General features: G+C 41.3%; 16 protein-coding genes. 2 read left to right on the top strand and 14 right to left on the bottom strand.

Translation table 11 applies throughout. From position 1 onward, the window contains the following. Positions 1-19: 19 nt before the first annotated feature. The 12 genes from FTU12_RS12710 to FTU12_RS12655 all read right to left on the bottom strand — a co-directional run bounded on the left by FTU12_RS12710 (position 20) and on the right by FTU12_RS12655 (position 10,102). Positions 20-361: a PilZ domain-containing protein gene (locus FTU12_RS12710; protein WP_111885061.1), complete on the bottom strand. Its 342-nt coding sequence runs from the start codon at positions 359-361 to the stop codon at positions 20-22. Between the two features lie 15 nt (positions 362-376). Beyond that, complete coding sequence (locus FTU12_RS12705; RefSeq protein ID WP_078193725.1) at positions 377-1,360, bottom strand: DNA polymerase III subunit delta'; 984 nt, start codon at positions 1,358-1,360, stop codon at positions 377-379. 13 nt (positions 1,361-1,373) lie between these two features. Further along, positions 1,374-2,135, bottom strand: coding sequence for a 3-deoxy-manno-octulosonate cytidylyltransferase (gene kdsB, locus FTU12_RS12700; protein ID WP_180026942.1), 762 nt, complete (start codon positions 2,133-2,135; stop codon positions 1,374-1,376). 3 nt (positions 2,136-2,138) lie between these two features. Beyond that, positions 2,139-3,152, bottom strand: coding sequence for a tetraacyldisaccharide 4'-kinase (gene lpxK / locus FTU12_RS12695; RefSeq protein WP_180007339.1), 1,014 nt, complete (start codon positions 3,150-3,152; stop codon positions 2,139-2,141). Between the two features lie 3 nt (positions 3,153-3,155). Further along, the gene (msbA, locus tag FTU12_RS12690; RefSeq protein WP_180114518.1) at positions 3,156-4,883 is read right to left on the bottom strand and encodes a lipid A export permease/ATP-binding protein MsbA; all 1,728 of its coding nucleotides are present in this window, start codon (positions 4,881-4,883) and stop codon (positions 3,156-3,158) included. Beyond that, positions 4,883-5,305, bottom strand: a complete 423-nt coding sequence (locus FTU12_RS12685) for a biopolymer transporter ExbD (protein WP_180010301.1) — start codon at positions 5,303-5,305, stop codon at positions 4,883-4,885. Before FTU12_RS12685 ends, msbA begins: the two co-directional genes overlap by 1 nt. A gap of 13 nt (positions 5,306-5,318) precedes the next feature. Further along, complete coding sequence (locus FTU12_RS12680) at positions 5,319-5,960, bottom strand: MotA/TolQ/ExbB proton channel family protein (protein ID WP_078188956.1); 642 nt, start codon at positions 5,958-5,960, stop codon at positions 5,319-5,321. A 31-nt stretch (positions 5,961-5,991) separates the two neighbouring features. Beyond that, positions 5,992-6,879 (bottom strand): ParB/RepB/Spo0J family partition protein, encoded by an 888-nt coding sequence (locus tag FTU12_RS12675; RefSeq protein WP_180114517.1) that lies wholly within the window; start codon positions 6,877-6,879, stop codon positions 5,992-5,994. Continuing rightward, on the bottom strand, positions 6,876-7,658 hold the full coding sequence (locus FTU12_RS12670) for a ParA family protein (RefSeq protein WP_078188958.1): 783 nt from the start codon (positions 7,656-7,658) through the stop codon (positions 6,876-6,878). The genes FTU12_RS12675 and FTU12_RS12670 overlap by 4 nt, the downstream gene beginning before the upstream one ends. A gap of 24 nt (positions 7,659-7,682) precedes the next feature. Then, a complete protein-coding gene (gene rsmG / locus FTU12_RS12665) occupies positions 7,683-8,315 on the bottom strand; it encodes a 16S rRNA (guanine(527)-N(7))-methyltransferase RsmG (protein WP_180003083.1) in 633 nt (210 codons plus the stop codon). A gap of 84 nt (positions 8,316-8,399) precedes the next feature. Then, positions 8,400-9,089: an N-acetylmuramate alpha-1-phosphate uridylyltransferase MurU gene (gene murU / locus FTU12_RS12660; protein WP_180114516.1), complete on the bottom strand. Its 690-nt coding sequence runs from the start codon at positions 9,087-9,089 to the stop codon at positions 8,400-8,402. Further along, positions 9,089-10,102, bottom strand: a complete 1,014-nt coding sequence (locus FTU12_RS12655; protein ID WP_180026938.1) for an aminoglycoside phosphotransferase family protein — start codon at positions 10,100-10,102, stop codon at positions 9,089-9,091. Before FTU12_RS12655 ends, murU begins: the two co-directional genes overlap by 1 nt. Before the next feature lie 120 nt (positions 10,103-10,222). On the opposite strand from FTU12_RS12655, the gene FTU12_RS12650 reads away from it, so the two are divergent. Together FTU12_RS12650 and FTU12_RS12645 are read left to right on the top strand one after the other, a co-directional pair. Next, the gene (locus tag FTU12_RS12650; protein ID WP_180114515.1) at positions 10,223-12,694 is read left to right on the top strand and encodes an LPS-assembly protein LptD; all 2,472 of its coding nucleotides are present in this window, start codon (positions 10,223-10,225) and stop codon (positions 12,692-12,694) included. Continuing rightward, positions 12,694-14,001, top strand: coding sequence for a peptidylprolyl isomerase (locus FTU12_RS12645; protein WP_180108749.1), 1,308 nt, complete (start codon positions 12,694-12,696; stop codon positions 13,999-14,001). Before FTU12_RS12650 ends, FTU12_RS12645 begins: the two co-directional genes overlap by 1 nt. Before the next feature lie 169 nt (positions 14,002-14,170). On the opposite strand, the gene hfq is transcribed toward FTU12_RS12645, so the two are convergent. Both hfq and miaA read right to left on the bottom strand, forming a co-directional pair. Then, complete coding sequence (gene hfq / locus FTU12_RS12640) at positions 14,171-14,680, bottom strand: RNA chaperone Hfq (RefSeq protein ID WP_180040220.1); 510 nt, start codon at positions 14,678-14,680, stop codon at positions 14,171-14,173. A 92-nt stretch (positions 14,681-14,772) separates the two neighbouring features. Next, complete coding sequence (gene miaA / locus FTU12_RS12635) at positions 14,773-15,717, bottom strand: tRNA (adenosine(37)-N6)-dimethylallyltransferase MiaA (protein ID WP_180010297.1); 945 nt, start codon at positions 15,715-15,717, stop codon at positions 14,773-14,775. Positions 15,718-15,723 lie beyond the last annotated feature (6 nt).

Raw genomic sequence — 15,723 nt, 5'->3', positions numbered from 1 at the left:
CAAGTCTTCACTGTTGTAACTACATAGTGTAACTTCTACGCCCCTCAGATTTAAGCCCTGCAAGTAAACGTTCTGCTTCTGTTTTGAAATAAACGCCTTTTTCGCCGCTTAATTGAATTCCAAAGCCTTGTGGTTTAATGCCATTTTGCTTTTGCGAAATCCAAATCACTTTCCCTGTCAAAGGAATTTTTATACTTTGTTCAGGCAAAGTCGCCAATAAGAAAACCTCATCACCCATTTTCACAGCTTGCTTTGATGGTACAAATAAACCGCCACCAACGACATAAGGCATGTAGCTCGCAAAAAGTGTTTCCACATCTGGAATATTAGCGTGAACGATCCCGCCCATACGTGGTTGCATGATGTTTCCCCTTAATTAAACATTCATCAGTTTGATGCAAAGCTCATCTACGACCAGATTCCCCTGTACGTTCTGCTCGATGAACCGCTTAGACTGCTGTAATTCTGTATAAATCCCAAAGAGTGTTTCGAGTGAATATTGCTCTGCCAACACCCCAAAATCCAAATCTATATTTTTTATGGATTGATTTAGCTTGACACAAATTATATCGGACAACAAGTATTCAAACATTTGACTAAAATCACTAAAACTCAGTGCTTTATTCCACTTGGTCGCAATTGCCATCGGCATGTTTTTTTGTGTCACAAGTTTTTGCCAATCTTGTAGAAACTCTTGGCGCATATTTAGCCATTCGCTACTTGCCAATGAAATCGCTTGTAATGGCATTTGACTGGCTAAGTTCATGAGAACTTTGCGCTGGGTTTCACCACTATCAGGCAAATGCTGCTGTAAATATTGCTGTGATTGTTCGGGTTCAATACGATCCAATGCATAGTGCTGCATTCGACTACGAATGGTTGCCGGCAATTTCAAATAATGCTCTGCCAACAACATAATCACAATGCGTTCGCCAGGCTCTTCCAGTGTTTTCAGCAACGCATTCGATGACGCAATGTTTAATGCTTCAGCGGGCTCAATCAACACAACTCGCCAACCATCTACGGTTTGCTGTACAAAGGGCAATAAATCACGAATTTTTTCGATTTTAATTTTGGCATTTTGCTTTTTATTGTCTTCATCTGTGCTGATGTGGACAAAATTTGGATGTGTATCTGACTTTAACCACTGGCAACTCCCACACTCACCACATGGCTCAGTTCGCTCATCACGTTTTTGACACAGCACCCAAGCAAGAAATTGTTTTGCAAATGCCTCTTTACCACAGCCTTTTTTGCCATACAAAAGCACGCCATGTCCCAGTTGTGGAAAACGGCTGGTTAATGTATTCCATGTATTTTGCTGCCAAGGGTACACTTGCGCCACAATGTCATTTTGCATAAATCGTTAAACCTTATTCGAAGTTTGAAACATCCATTTGGTTCAAACGATCAAGGTCAGCTTGAGTATCTACGCCCGGTGGTAGGTTCGCTTCTGCCACAGCAATGGCAATACGGTGACCATTTTCCAAAACGCGTAATTGTTCAAGGCTTTCTAATTTTTCTAGTACACCCATATCCCAAGTGACATATTCTTGAAGGAGTTTTACGCGGTATGCATAAAGTCCTAAATGACGAAAAGCTTGATCATGCAAGGTTTTTTCAGCTTGCTTTGCACCGTCTCGGTCATAAGGAATAGTCGCACGACTGAAATAAAGCGCTTGATTGTGCTTTGACATCACCACTTTGACAATGCTGTCACGTTGAAATTCTTCTAGACTATGAATCGGCTCGCAGAGTGTCGACATCGAACATGTCGGCTGATCTACAAGTAATTGTGCAACTTGTTTTACCAATTGAGCGGGAAGCAAAGGTTCATCACCTTGCACATTGACAATAATGTCATCACTTGCCCAACCTTTGATACGCGCAACTTCACTTAAACGATCTGTCCCAGATGGATGCTCTGCAGAGGTCAATACCACATCAACCCCTTCCGCACGACACACTGCGGCAATACGTTCATCATCTGTAGCAACACAAAGATCATCGAATCCTGCAACTTTTTTGGCTTGATCGACCACACGTAAAATCATCGGACGGCCATGAATTTCAAGCAATGGCTTACCTGGTAAACGTGAACTTGAAAAACGTGCAGGAATAACAATATGTTTCATAAATTAAATGCCTTCGGGAAGTTTCAGACCCAGTTGTTTCAACTGTGCATGCAAAGTTTCATAACACGCAGGTGACAACACTGCATCTACAGGAACAACCCATATTTCTCTTTTAAAATCTGGATTATTTTTGAGGATCGCTAAAATTTTAACTGCATCTTTTTCAGTAGTAATGATGGGATTGGCATCTTCAAACTGCAAATCACTCAGTTCATATTCATAATGATCTGGGAATTCATGACATTGAAATTGATGAATCCCCATGTTTTCTAGGGTTTTATAAAATCGTTGCGGAAAACCGATACCCACTACGGCATAAAAATCTTTATTTGCATCAAATGTCGTCACAAGATCTTTATTGAGCAAATAAGGCTGCGCCGCTTCTAGGTGCATATTCAGTGGAGAACTTGGATCTGCTGAATGCTCAATGACCGTTCCACTGGCAAGGCGCTTTTTCGGTTCACGCAAATAACCTTCGGGTAATAATTTTTCATTGCCTAAACCACGGTTATTATCCAGTACGATCCACTCCAACTGGCGTTGAAGCGCCCAATGCTGCAAACCATCATCACAGATAATCAAATCCAATTCATGCTTAGATAGCAGCAACTCAATACTTTGTTGGCGATTTGGACCGACCGCCATCGGCACACCTGTAGACTGAACGATTAAGCTCGGTTCATCACCCACGATTTCAGCCGTCGAATCTAAATCCACATAGGCCGGAAATGGTCCTTGACCACCATAGCCACGACTGATCACACCAACACGCAGCTTTAAGCTATTTAAATAACTAACCAAGTGAATGAGCAAAGGGGTTTTACCACTTCCACCGACTGTGATGTTACCAATGACCATGACTGGAATGGGCGCTTTATAGCTTTGCTTTATACCTGATTGATAGAGTTTTTTATTGAGTAAAAAGCCGCCACGATAAAGCCATGACAAAGGTCTAAACACAACGAGCCACTTTGCCTGTTCATTCCAAGCATCCTGAATCAATTGTGTAAAAGACATGACTTAATTTTCCTCAAAATTACGCTGATGAAGTTGGTAATATGCACCACGTTGTGCCATCAATTCCGTATGCGAACCTTGTTCAATAATACGCCCTTTATCCATCACCACAATACAGTCTGCATTTTCAATGGTCGATAAACGATGCGCAATCACGATCGTAGTACGATCTTGCATCGCAGCGTCAAATGCTTGCTGAATGAAAAATTCAGATTCGTTATCTAGCGCACTGGTCGCTTCATCTAAAATTAAGATCGGTGCATTTTTCAAAATGGCACGCGCAATCGCAATCCGTTGACGTTGACCACCAGACAGGTTTAAACCCTGCGCACCCAATGGCGTGTCATAACCTTTTGGTAAATCCATAATAAAATCATGTGCAAATGCAGCTTTAGCAGCAGCAATGACTTGTTCATCTGTTGCATGTTCGAGCTGACCATAAGCAATATTTTCACGCACAGTACGGTTAAACAAAACCACTTGCTGATTGACCATCGAAATCTGAGTACGCAAGCTATTAAGTTCTATGTCGTGAATATCATGCTGATCAAGCAACAATTGTCCTGATGACACCTCTTGGTAACGTACCAACAGATTAACCAGTGAGGTTTTACCTGCACCCGAACGTCCAACCAATGCAACGGTTTGTCCTGCATTGACTTTTAAATTGAAGTCATGAATCGCATGGTGACCATCGGCATAGATCAAGTTGACATTTTTAAATTCGATTTCGCCTTTTAAAGCAGGCTTCAGCGTGCCGTTATTCACCTCTTCTGGCATATCGAGCAATTCAAAAACTGAATAAGCTGCAGCCATGCCTCGTTGCAGTTTTTCATTGACATCCGTTAAGGTTTTAATCGGCTTACTCAACATACCTGCGGCAGTGATATAGGCAACAAACTCACCTGCTGATGTATCTTGTAAAATCTCAGGGCGTAGCGCGATATACATCACGATACTGAGCGCGATCGACATAATCAACTGAACAATTGGGCTATTGAGTTGTTGCACCACAACCATTTTTAAGCCGCGGCGTAAGTTCTCCATTGAGCTTTCATAAAAACGTTTTTGTTCATAATCTTGCCCTGCAAAGCCCTTAACCACTAGGTTGCCTTGCACTGTCTCTTGCACCACATGGTTAACATCACCCATGGTACTTTGCACTTGCATGGATAATTTACGCATGCGCTTGGATGCTTTACGGATAATCAGACCAATAATTGGGCCAAAAATCAAAATACATAGAGTTAAACGCCAGTTGGTATAGAGCAAATAACCCAATAATGCGATGGTAATCAGACCCTGTTGTACAATCGTTTTCAGTGACTCAGATGATGCTGCCGTCAACTGTTCAACGTTATACATAATTTTTGCAGTGATATGACCGCTCGAATTATCTAAATAATATTGCGAAGGCAAACGCATGAGTTTTGCGAACACTTGCTGACGAATATTAAAGATTAAGTTTCGAGAAATCACTGCGGTAAAATATCCCCCCATGAACAAACCGAGTCCACGGAAGAACATCAATAAAACCACCAAGAGTGGAAATAAGGTTGTAAAGCTTTGATCTTTGTTTTGAATGGCTTCAATAATGCGTTCCAATAATTTTGCGACAGAAACTTCTGTCGCAGCATTAATACCGAAACCAAGCAAAACCAGCAGGCCGATTCCCCAAAAAGGTTTTAAATAACTTAATAGGCGTAAATAGACCTTAAAATCGTGCTTCACTAATAACCTCGAGTTGGAACTTTAGTACTGATGTTGACATTCACAAATCCAAGTTGACCTGCAACATCCATCACCCGAATCACATCTTGATGTGTTGCTTTTGCATCTGCGGCAATCACAAACATTAAATCACGACGATCATTGGCTGTCTGTTTAATTGCAGTATTCAAATCAGAAACTTCTTTACTGGCCAATGACTGACCATTGACAGAATAATGTCCCGATGAATCCACCACAACTTCAATCTTTTGATCATAGTTTTTAGGTGGAACACCCTGTGCATCTGGCAAAGTCAGGTTCATTCGACTCATCTGGTTAAAGGTGGTCGAGAGCAACAAGAACACCAAAATGAACATCAAACAGTCAATCATCGGTGTGAGGTTGATATGAATATCTTCAACCTGACGACGTTTAAATTTCATGCGCAGTCTCCACTCAGCTGGCTTTCTGAATGTCCTGACTTTCTACTTCAGGTGTTTTTTTATAAAACAAAGCGGCATGAAATAACGTCGACTGCTGTTCTAACTCAGCCACATATTCCTGAACCAAACGTTGGAAATAGCGATGTGCAAATAATGCAGGTACAGCAATTAACATACCGGCAGCAGTGGTAATCAAGGCTTTAGAAATACCCGGCATCATCAACACTGGATCACTATTGGTGCCTATATCAATCATTAAGAATGCTTCAATAATACCGATCACCGTACCCAACAAACCTAGTAAAGGTGCAACAGCGCTTAAAGTGCCCAAAAAGTTGATATTTTTTTCTAAATAACCAATTTCTTGTGACGCTGTGACTTCCATTTGCGCACGTGCATATTGCTCGTTTTGATCTTTACTAGCGTAACCTGCGCCCAATACACGACCCAATGTACTTTGTTGTAAAGTTGGACTTTGCTTTAGCTGCTGCACCACATCTTTCACCGATGTGTTTACATTCATCATCAAGTCTTTTGGTAACACCATTGATTTCTTTAAACGAATAAAGCGCTCAATGGTAATGGCTACCGTAAAGATCGAACAAATGACGAGCGGGATCATTAACCACCCGCCCGCTTTGACTAATTCCCACATTTGATTTTCCCCAATAAATCGAATTTAAAAATTATTCAGCTAGACAAATATTTAAAATGCCATCTAGCTCTTCAAGAGTATGGTAGCTAATCACCAGCTTGCCTTTCCCTTGTTTATTATGATCAATTTTCACGTCTGCACTGAAACGATCAGAGAGACGTTGTGTCAGTTGTTGAATGTCTGATGAAACACTTGGTTTAGCTTTTTGTTGTTTTGGTGCATTCAAATCACGAACAAATTGTTCGGTTTGACGTACAGACATACTTTTTTCAATCACCATTTCAGCAACTTTAAGCTGATCTTTGGCTTTTAACGTCAAGATCGCACGTGCATGCCCCATATCGAGCAAACCTTGCTGCATAAAGTCTTTGACTTGATCCGCTAAAGACAAGAGGCGTAGCAAGTTACTAATCGTGGTACGTGCTTTACCGACCGTGTCAGCAATCTCTTGATGACTTAAACCAAATTCGTCATGGAAGCGTTGCAAAGCCATTGCTTGATCGATTGGGTTCAAATCTTGACGTTGAATGTTTTCAATCAATGCCAAAGCAATGGCAACTTGGTCACTTAACTCACGAACAATGGCTGGAACTTCGGTTAAACCTGCAAGCTGAGCCGCACGCCAACGACGCTCACCTGCAATAATTTCGTAGGGATGCTTTTCATCTTCGACAGGACGAATCACGATTGGTTGCATGACACCATGCTTTTCAATCGATGCAGCAAGTTCTTGTAAATCTTGTTCTTTAATGAAACGACGCGGTTGATACTCACCACGTTTCAATAAATGCACATCAATTTGTTTTAACTGTCCATGATCTAAAGCTTTTGCTTCGAGCTGTAGTTTTTCTTTTTGAATTGAGCCGAGTAAGGCATCCAGACCACGACCTTTAGCCAGTCCGCGTTTTTTTACGGTCATGCTTTAGTTCCTTTTTTTACTTTGGTTTTTTTTAACATCTCAGCTGCCAAGTTCAAATAAGCAACTGCACCCTTCGAGCTTTTTTCAAAATAAATCACTGGCAAACCGTGCGCAGGCGCTTCAGCCAAACGAATATTACGCGGAATAACCGTGTCATAAAGTTTCTGACCGAAGTATTGTTCAAGCTCAGCAGACACATCACGTGTTAAGGCATTACGCGCATCGTACATAGTACGCAGCACACCCACGATCTCTAGATCTGGGTTCAATGCTTGCTGAATACGGTCAATGGTTTGGGTTAAATCAGCCAAACCTTCCAAGGCATAATATTCACACTGCATTGGAATCAGCACAGCACGTACCGCTGCAAGTGCATTGACAGTGATCAAACTTAAACTTGGTGCACAATCGACAATAATATAGTCGAAGTCTTTTTCGACGCTTGCCAATGCTTCACGTAAAATAAACTCACGACCGTCTTGATCTGCAATTGCAAGCTCAACGCCAGCTAAGTCACGGTTTGCACCTAAAACCTTATAGCCCACTTCCGCTTTATAAATAGCGGTTTCAATCGGCACTTCACCAAGTAAGACATCCGTGACTGAATACAACAAATCATTTTTTTGAATGCCCGAACCCATCGTGGCATTGCCTTGTGAATCCATGTCCACAAGTAAAACTCGTTTTTTTAATATGGCTAGAGATGCAGCCAAGTTCACAGCCGTTGTGGTTTTACCTACGCCACCCTTTTGGTTTGCAATCGCAATAATTTGAGCCATGGTAACCCCAGTCCTTTGAAAATTTTAAATACGTTTAAGAAAAATTAAATGACGCTGCTCATCAAGTCGTGGAACTTTTAATGCAACGATATCAATCTTGAAATCACTTTTTAGTGTTTCAACTTCTTCTTCAGGAATTAAGCCTTTCATCGACGCGATAATACTTTGCGCATGCATATACGGTTTAGACGCATCCACAAAATCCGTTAACGATGCAAAAGCACGACTGGTGATCACATCAAACTGCCCCAGTTCATTAATGCTGTCTTCATTTTCGACACGTGTTTGTACCGCAATGACATTTTTTAGTTTTAAGTCAGCAATAAATTGTTTTAAGAATCGAATTTTTTTACCGTTGGCATCTAAAAGCACACATTCACGTTCAGGCTGACACAATGCAATGATCATGCCCGGCATGCCACCACCCGTACCGATATCCAATAAACGACCTGCAGGCAAATCATTTAGGATACTTAAGCTATCCAATAAATGCTTAACCAACATTTCTTTAGGATCACGAATAGCAGTCAAGTTATACGCTTTGTTCCACAGCACTAGGGCATCTTGGTATTTCAGCAATAGATTTAATGCTTCTTCACTCAAATCTAAGCCAAGCTTTTGACTACCTTGCTTTAAGTCTTGAAAAAAAGGATGCATAAAGAAGACATCTCAATAAAAATTAACTGAAGTATACCGATTTCTAAGCCGTGGAACAGTAGCTAACGCTTAGCGAATATGCACTTAATCGTACATGCCTTGGCGAATCTGTAGATCTAGATCACTTAAACGCGCAGGTGTGCCAACATCAACCCACGCAGTTTGCATTTTCTCTGCAGAAATTTTTCCATCCAACATGGCTTGTCTCAATAATGGTGCGAGCGGACGCTTACCCGCTTCCAATCCATCAAACATGTTTGGATGTATAACTGCGATCCCGCTATAGGTGAGTGCCTCGCCTGTATGTTCTTGCTCAAAGGTATAACTACGCCCTGCATCCAAGATAAAATCACCCTTTGGATGTTGCGTTGGGTTAGTCACATAGACCAAGTGTGCCAAGTCATCTTTTAGCTCAACATTGAGCAAGGCTGAAAAATCATAGGTCGTCCAAACGTCACCATTGACTAAAATAAACGGTTCTGTCCCAAGCAAAGGTAAAGCATTTATAATGCCACCGGCTGTTTCCAAACCTTCCGCTTCACGTGTCCAGCGAATATCTACACCAAACTGCGAACCATCACCCAAAGCACCAATCAGGATATCTGCAAGCCATGCAGAATTGATGATGATTTCAGTTACGCCAATTTTTTTTAGCTTTTCTATATGCCAAACAATCAGCGGCTTTCCACCCACTTCAAGCAAAGGCTTTGGCTTATACAATGTTAAAGGGCGCATCCGATTTCCGAGACCCGCCGCTAAAATCATAGCTTTCATTATGCAACAACCTCATAAGTGCCGTATTTGGCTTCAAATTTCGGCAATACTTTAGCCTGAATAAATTGCATAAAAGGTTGTAATTCTGCATACGGTTTACTTTCTTCAAGTAAATACCACATCACACGCGGCAAATCTTTGAGATAACCCGATTTACCATCACGCTCAAATAAGCGCACAAAAATACCTAAAATTTTGATATGACGTTGAATCGCCATGAGGTCTGCGTCTTGTTTGAATTGCTCAAAGCTACGACCTTCTTTTGCCGATGCAGGTAGCAAATCATAGAATGTTTTAAACCATGCATAAACGCGATCTGCATTCCACTGCACATAAGCATCACGTGTGATTGAGATCAAATCATAAGTATCCGCACCAATCACAGCATCTTGGAAATCAATCACGCCCTGATCTTGCTCACCGTCAAGTACCATCAAATTACGGCTATGAAAATCACGATGCACAATCACTTGAGGCTGAGCCAATGCAGCATTAGCTAAGATAGCAAAGGTACGTTTAATGAGTGCCGATTCTTCTGCAGTTGGCTGCACTTGCAGAGATGGCAACAACCAATCGGTTAACAGCTCCATTTCAGAAATCAGCTTTTCATAGGCATATGCAGGAAAATGAGCAGCACCATCAATTGACTGTAATTGAATCAACTGTTTAAAACTTTGAGCATAATGTGCGTCTACGGTTTGATCATTCAACAACGTAGACAATAAAACATCACCAAAATCTTCTAACAATAAGAAGCCTTGATCAAGGTCTTTGGCCACGATATGTGGTACACGCACGCCATGTGCATCAAAAAATTCATCAATCGACACAAAAGGACCACAATCTTCTTTTTCTGGTGGTGCATCCATGAGCATAAATGTTTTATTATTCAATTTGATTCGTGCATAACGACGGAAGCTTGCATCGCCTGCTAAGAAGTTAATTTCAAATTGATCTGAACCGAGTACAGATGAAATCCATGTTTGTATCAATTGTTCACGTTGTGTATTCATTTGCGATAAATTCTAATACAGGCTGAGTTTTTAAAGTGCTAAGTGTAGCTACTTATCAACTTTTTCTCTATGATGCGACAATAATTAATTGCGATTAAGCATACCTGGTTAATGAGACAAATGAAGCATCAGTTTAAATTTAATCCTTTAGCGACTGCGATCTTAACCCTTCTATGTGGTAGCTCGTTACCAAGCTATGCAGCACCTGTTTCAAACCCGTCCACGGATGACGATACAGAACAACTCAAACAAAGCATTTCAGAAGCTTATCCGGGGCAGCAGTTCTTCGAACAATATTATGTCGATAAGTCTGCACCTGAAACACAGATTCGCAACACCAATCAGTTAAGTTCAGCGTTTTGTACAGGCACATGGATTACCCCTGTTGCCCCAACAACAAAAGCGGTCGCACCCGAAGATGCAACTTCAACCATTACCGCAGACTATGGTCATTTTGACCCGAATGGCGACTCCATTCTTGAAGGTAATGTTCTGATCGACCAAGAAGGTCGTCAAATTCGTGCCGATCAAATCAAAATTGATAAAACCCAAACCTATGCCAATGCTTCTGGCCGCGTGCAAATGGCACAGTCTGGGCTGATCTCTCAAAGTGACTCAATTGATTACGATTTAAAAACCCAACAGGGTGATTTAAATAACAGTTTCTTTATTGCTGAACAGCAGCATGCGCATGGTCGTGCTGAAAAAATTTCGCGTACTTCAACCGAAACCCTTGAATTAGAAAATGCGGTTTATACCACCTGTCCACCCGATGAAAAACCAACGTGGAAAATTCAAGCAGACAAAATTAAGCTGAATCAAGAAACCGGTCGTGGCGAAACCAAGGGGACAACACTTTATGTAAAAGATGTTCCTGTAATGGCTGTACCCTACTTCAACTTCCCGATTGATGACCGTCGTACCACAGGTATTTTGACCCCAAGCTTTGGCTTTACCAATGACGGCGGTATTGAGCTTGCAGTACCGATTTATCTGAACCTTGCACCAAACTATGATGCTACGGTAACGCCGCGTTATATCGCAGACCGCGGTGCAATGATGGAAGGTGAATTCCGTTATTTAACTAAAAACTTTGGTTCAGGGATGGTTTGGGGTGGTTATTTACCATCCGACCAAAAGTATGATGATCAGGATCGTAAAGACTTACATTTCCTCCATAACTGGAAAATTAACGATCAATTCACGACAAATTTAGAATACAATTATGCATCTGATAAAGACTATTTCTCAGATCTCAATAATAATCCAAACTCAAAAACTGACCTGAACTTACGCCGTGCATGGGAACTCAATTATAAAAATGGTATCCCTGGCCTAAAAGCACAGCTTAAAGTGGAAGACTTCCAAACACTGGATAAAACTGTCAGTGATGAAGACCGTCCATATGCGCGCTTGCCACAATTCCTACTGAACTACAAGACTGGTAATCCGCTCGGCTTACAGTACGAATTTAACAATGATACGGCTTACTTCAAAAAGAACTTACGTAGTAATAATATTCCAAACAATACTGGCGATTCGCCAATGTATGAGCCAAGCGGCGCCCGTATTTATAACGACTTTAGTGTGCGTTATAACTATCGTACTCCTTGGTCATTTGTGATTCCTGAAGCAACGATTCGTAATGTCAACACGATTTACGATCAAGACACCGTTAATGCACAAAACATTAGTTCATCAAATGAAAGTAAGTCGGTCGTTGTACCGCAATTTACTTTAGATGCGGGTCTTGTGATGGAGCGCGAAGGTCGTTATCTACAAACCTTAACGCCACGCTTCTTCTATGCGTATTCTCCATACAAAAACCAAGACACTAACCCGAACTTTGACTCAACCACAGCGTCAATTAACTATGACCAGTTATTTAGCCCGCGTCGCTTCTATGGTAATGACCGTTTAGAAGACAACAACTTCGCATCTCTAGGCTTGAGCTATAGTTTATTTGATGATGTTGGTCTTGAGCGTTTAAAAGCTAGCGTTGGTCAAAGTTTCTATTTTGAAGACCGCCGCGTCACGCTAAACAACGTCTCTGATAAATTTGATACCGAACGCCATACTGGCCCTGTCGTGAGCATTTCTAGCCAACTATCTGACAGCATCAGTGTCAATGCCAATTCTGCATGGATGGCGAATGGTGATAATGCTCAGCGCGATATTCAAATGTATTACACAGGAAATAAAGGCAATTTATACAATGTCGGTTATTTCTATCGTAAAGACATTCCGAACCGCCAAGACAGCTATGACCAAGCAGTAGCATCGTTTATTCAACCTATACACAATAACTGGCGTATTATCGGTCATGCACAATATGACCTCGACAACAGTATTGCGCGTGAATATTTACTTGGTGTGAACTACGAGTCATGCTGCTGGGGTGTTTCAGTTTATGGTCGTTCGTACTATAACGATTTAGATGATGTAACATCTTCAGATGTTAAACCAAAACGTGCCATTATGGCGGAGTTCACCCTAAAAGGTTTAGGTGGCTTCAACAATAAATTAACCTCTTTGCTTGAAAACCGAGTGTTGGGTTTTAACAATATTAATCAATCTTGGACAGAACGTTAATGAAGACAAAACAGTTAAAACAAATTTTTAAAGCGTCAGCCTTGGCACTTTGCCTATTGACTTCTGTATCTGTATTTGCTGCTGCGCAACCTAAAGATGAAATTGTAGCTGTCGTTGACAATAGCGTGATTCTACGTAGTGATCTTGATCAAAGCATTGCCGAAATTACTCACCAACTTCAAGCAAAAAAACAAACCATCCCACCGACCGAATACTTGCAGCAACAAGCTTTAGAACAGCTGATTACGCGCCAAGCACAGCTTGAACAAGTGAAACGCTATAACGTCAAAGCGGATGAAAAATCACTCAATGAAGCCGTACTTAAAGTTGCGAAAGATGCCGGCTCTCCAAGCTTAGAAGCGTTTCAGCAAAAATTAGATGCTGTTGCACCAAATACCTATGCAGGTTTACGTGCACGTATCGCTGAAGACATCGCGTTACAACGCCTACGCCAACAGTTGGTCACTTCTCGTATTCAAATCAGTGACCAAGATGTGAAAAACTTCTTAAGTTCACCACAAGGTCAAGCTGCGCTAGGTAATCAAGTCCACGTCTTACATGTACGCGTTGCTAGCAGTGATAATGCCGTTAAAATCGCTGAAGACATTCGCAAAGAACTGGCAGCAAGTAACGATGTTAAAGCGATTACCAACAAATACAGCACCAAAGACATTAAAGTTGACGGTGCAGATATGGGCTTCCGCAACTTATCTGATATTCCAGATGAACTTGCTGCACGTGTAGCACCTTTGCAAGTCGGTCAAACCACTGAACTGATTTCAGTACGTGATGGCGTTCATGTTTTAAAATTGGTTGACCGTAAAGGTGGCGAACAAAAAGCCATTGTTCCACAATACCAAACTCGCCATATCTTGATTCAACCTTCTGAAGTGGTGAGTCCTGAAAACGCAAAACAAATGATAGACAGCTTGTATAACCGCCTGCAAAAAGGTGAAGATTTTGCTGTCTTGGCTTCAACATTCTCGAATGACACCGGTTCTGCTGCCAATGGTGGTAGTTTAGGTTGGGTTAGCCCAGGTGTTATGGTTCCAGAATTTGAAGCGATGATGAAATCAACAGCGAAAGGTGAAATCAGCAAACCTTTCCAATCTCAGTTTGGTTGGCACATCCTGCAAGTAACAGATACACGTCAACAAGACATGACACATGAAGTACAAGAACGTATGGCACGTCAGATTTTAGGTGAGCGTCAATTTGACACTGAACTGGACAGCTGGTTACGTGAAATACGCAACAATGCCTATGTTGAAATTAAAGACCCTGCTCTAGATCGTAAAAAGAAATAAGTGAATAAACAAAAAACCAGCTTCGGCTGGTTTTTTATGTCGATTCTTATCATTATTCAGCGTTGTAGTAATTATTAGTTGTAGTAATTATTAAAAAACCAGTATTTAAACCATCTACTCTTTTTATAGGCAAAAAAAACCTCCCATTTGGGAGGTTTTTTTAACTCAATTAACGATTGTTGTTTTCGTCGTCTTGAGCATCTTCAAATTTAGTTTCGCCATCAAAACCAGCATTTTGACCGCCGAAGCCACTTTGACCGCCGAAGCCACCTTGACCACCGAAGCCACCTTGACCACCGAAGCCACCTTGACCACCAAAGCCACTTTGACCACCGAAGCCACCTTGACCACCGAAGCCACCTTGACCACCGAAGCCACCTTGACCACCGAAGCCACCTTGTTGGCCGCCGAAGCCGCCTTGTTGACCACCGAAGCCAGCAGCGCCTTGAGCACCAGCAGGAGCACCAGCAGGACGTGGGTTACGTGCTGGAACAACAGTTGAAATAGCGTGTTTGTAAACCATTTGGCTTACAGTATTTTTTAATAAAACAACGTATTGGTCGAAAGATTCAATATGACCTTGCAATTTAATACCGTTTACAAGGAAGATCGACACTGGAATACGTTCTTTACGGAGAGAATTTAAGAACGGATCTTGTAAAGTTTGACCTTTAGACATGTTATAACTCCAAAAAATAATAAAAATCAGCGCAAAAGCTACCTTTACTTTTCAATTAAAAATTATCAAAAAGGTAGTCTGTAAATTTTGCTTTATCCGTAGCACTTTCGCAAGTCTTCTTGAGCCTGCTGCGCAGTTAAATATGTAGTAAATTTATGCGTTTCTTGCAAAGATCTTAACCAAGTATATTGACGTTTTGCAAGTTGTCGTGTTGCAAAAAGTGCCTTATCCTCCATTTCACGCTGTTTTTCGCTACTTTGATCACTATTTTTCAAAAAATCTAAAGCTTGACGATATCCAACTGAGCGCATAGAGGGTAAATTTTCATCTAAATCGTATTTTTCAATGAGAGCTTTCACTTCATTTAAAAATCCAATTTCCCACATTGTTTTTAGACGTTGAGCTATACGCTCATGTAATTCTAATCGGTCGGGCAATAATGCGTAATTATGAAAATTGTAACGGTATGGTACGTTTTTAGGTTGCTCAGCTTGTAACTGCGTAATGGGTTTACCTGTTAATTTAAAAACTTCGAGCGCACGGATAATTCGTTGCTTATCACTCGGTTTAAATTTTTCACCTGCCAATGGGTCTACATTGCACAGTTCTGCATATACAGCATCCCAACCTTGCGACTCAGCTTTGGCTTCAATTTCAGCACGTACAGCATAGTCTGCACTTGGTAAGTTTGAAGACAACCCTTCCAATAAAGCTTTGTAATACAACATCGTACCACCGACTAAAATCGGTGTTTTACCTCGGGCATGCATATCATCAATCAGCACACACGCATCTTCCACAAAGTTCGCTGCCGAATACACTTCTAGCGGACTGATAATATCAATCAAATGATGTGGATATTTCTCCAACTCAGCTTTACTAGGCTTGGCCGTACCAATATCCATATCCTGAAAAACCAAAGCAGAATCGACTGAAATTAATTCGAATCCACCTTGCTCGTATAACTCACATGCCAAGGCGGTTTTACCGCTTGCAGTTGGTCCCATTAAGTTGATGACCGGCAATTGATTTGACATGTAAAA

It is taken from the genome of Acinetobacter sp. YH12063, from assembly GCF_013419715.1.
GTDB classification, from domain to species: domain Bacteria; phylum Pseudomonadota; class Gammaproteobacteria; order Pseudomonadales; family Moraxellaceae; genus Acinetobacter; species Acinetobacter amyesii.
This window is presented reverse-complemented; position numbering and strand designations above follow the sequence as displayed.